This is a genomic window from Sphingobacterium sp. xlx-130 (genome assembly GCF_011007405.1).
GTDB classification, from domain to species: Bacteria; Bacteroidota; Bacteroidia; order Sphingobacteriales; family Sphingobacteriaceae; genus Sphingobacterium; species Sphingobacterium luzhongxinii.
This window is the reverse complement of record NZ_WFKN01000017.1, coordinates 1-1,947: the sequence shown is the minus strand read 5'-3', so window position 1 is coordinate 1,947 and position 1,947 is coordinate 1. Positions and strand designations below refer to the sequence as shown.

The window sequence follows — 1,947 nt, the reverse complement described above, 5'->3', positions numbered from 1 at the left end:
CGTGGAGAATAACGGATTCGAACCGTTGACCCCCTGCGTGCAAGGCAGGTGCTCTAGCCAGCTGAGCTAATTCCCCGAAATATCGTAGTCCCGAGCAGATTTGAACTGCTGACCCCTACATTATCAGTGTAGTGCTCTAACCAACTGAGCTACGGGACTAGCTTGTATATCTCTATCTCTCTCGGCACTCCACCGGGGTGGGTACTGTCTTCTTACTTTCTGTTAATAATCATGTGTGTACGTAACGAGATCCGGTCCCGAATGCTCTAGAAAGGAGGTATTCCAGCCGCACCTTCCGGTACGGCTACCTTGTTACGACTTAGCCCCAATTATCGGTTTTGCCCTGACACGCTCCTTGCGGTTACATGCTTTAGGCACCCCCAACTTTCATGGCTTGACGGGCGGTGTGTACAAGGCCCGGGAACGTATTCACCGCGTCATTGCTGATACGCGATTACTAGCGAATCCAACTTCACGGGGTCGAGTTGCAGACCCCGATCCGAACTGTGAATGGCTTTTCGAGATTGGCATCACATTGCTGTGTAGCTGCCCGCTGTACCATCCATTGTAGCACGTGTGTAGCCCCGGACGTAAGGGCCATGATGACTTGACGTCGTCCCCACCTTCCTCACTGCTTACGCAGGCAGTCTGTTTAGAGTCCCCATCATTACATGCTGGCAACTAAACATAGGGGTTGCGCTCGTTGCGGGACTTAACCCAACACCTCACGGCACGAGCTGACGACAGCCATGCAGCACCTAGTTTCGTGTCCCGAAGGACTGGGACGTCTCTGTCCCATTCACTAACTTTCAAGCCCGGGTAAGGTTCCTCGCGTATCATCGAATTAAACCACATGCTCCTCCGCTTGTGCGGGCCCCCGTCAATTCCTTTGAGTTTCACCCTTGCGGGCGTACTCCCCAGGTGGATAACTTAACGCTTTCGCTAAGACGCTAACGGTGTATCGCTAACATCGAGTTATCATCGTTTAGGGCGTGGACTACCAGGGTATCTAATCCTGTTTGATCCCCACGCTTTCGTGCATCAGCGTCAATAATGGCTTAGATAGCTGCCTTCGCAATCGGAGTTCTGAGACATATCTATGCATTTCACCGCTACTTGTCTCATTCCGCCATCTTCAACCACATTCAAGCCCATCAGTATCAAAGGCACTGCGACAGTTGAGCTGCCGTATTTCACCCCTGACTTAATGGGCCGCCTACGCACCCTTTAAACCCAATAAATCCGGATAACGCTCGGATCCTCCGTATTACCGCGGCTGCTGGCACGGAGTTAGCCGATCCTTATTCTTCAGGTACATTCAGCTTCCTACACGTAGAAAGGTTTATTCCCTGACAAAAGCAGTTTACAACCCATAGGGCAGTCGTCCTGCACGCGGCATGGCTGGTTCAGAGTTCCCTCCATTGACCAATATTCCTTACTGCTGCCTCCCGTAGGAGTCTGGTCCGTGTCTCAGTACCAGTGTGGGGGATTCTCCTCTCAGAGCCCCTAGACATCGTAGCCTTGGTAAGCCGTTACCCTACCAACTAGCTAATGTCACGCGAGCCCATCCATATCCTATAAATATTTAATTACTGCCCCATGCGGAACTGTAATCTCATGCGGTGTTAATCCGGATTTCTCCGGGCTATACCCCTGATATGGGCAGGTTGCTCACGCGTTACGCACCCGTGCGCCACTCTCACCATCAGTAGCAAGCTACAAATGGATCCCGTTCGACTTGCATGTATTAGGCCTGCCGCTAGCGTTCATCCTGAGCCAGGATCAAACTCTCCATTGTAAAATGAAGTGTAAGACCAAGACTATTTATGAAAATAGAATTGTCTTTATTATAATTTCTGATTCTAGGACCAAATGGCTGATTTTTTTAACTTTCGTCGTTTCTCAACACTACTCGTTACGTTACATGATCATTTTTTAAAGAACTTT

Annotated in this window: 2 tRNA genes and 1 rRNA gene; all 3 read right to left on the bottom strand. The window is 50.1% G+C overall.

From position 1 onward, the window contains the following. Positions 1-2: 2 nt before the first annotated feature. A tRNA-Ala gene (locus G7B18_RS18880) sits at positions 3-76 on the bottom strand. Positions 77-85: 9 nt separating this feature from the next. Then, positions 86-159, bottom strand: a tRNA-Ile gene (locus G7B18_RS18875). A 111-nt stretch (positions 160-270) separates the two neighbouring features. After that, positions 271-1,798: ribosomal RNA gene (locus G7B18_RS18870) — 16S ribosomal RNA — on the bottom strand. Between the last annotated feature and the right edge of the window lie 149 nt (positions 1,799-1,947).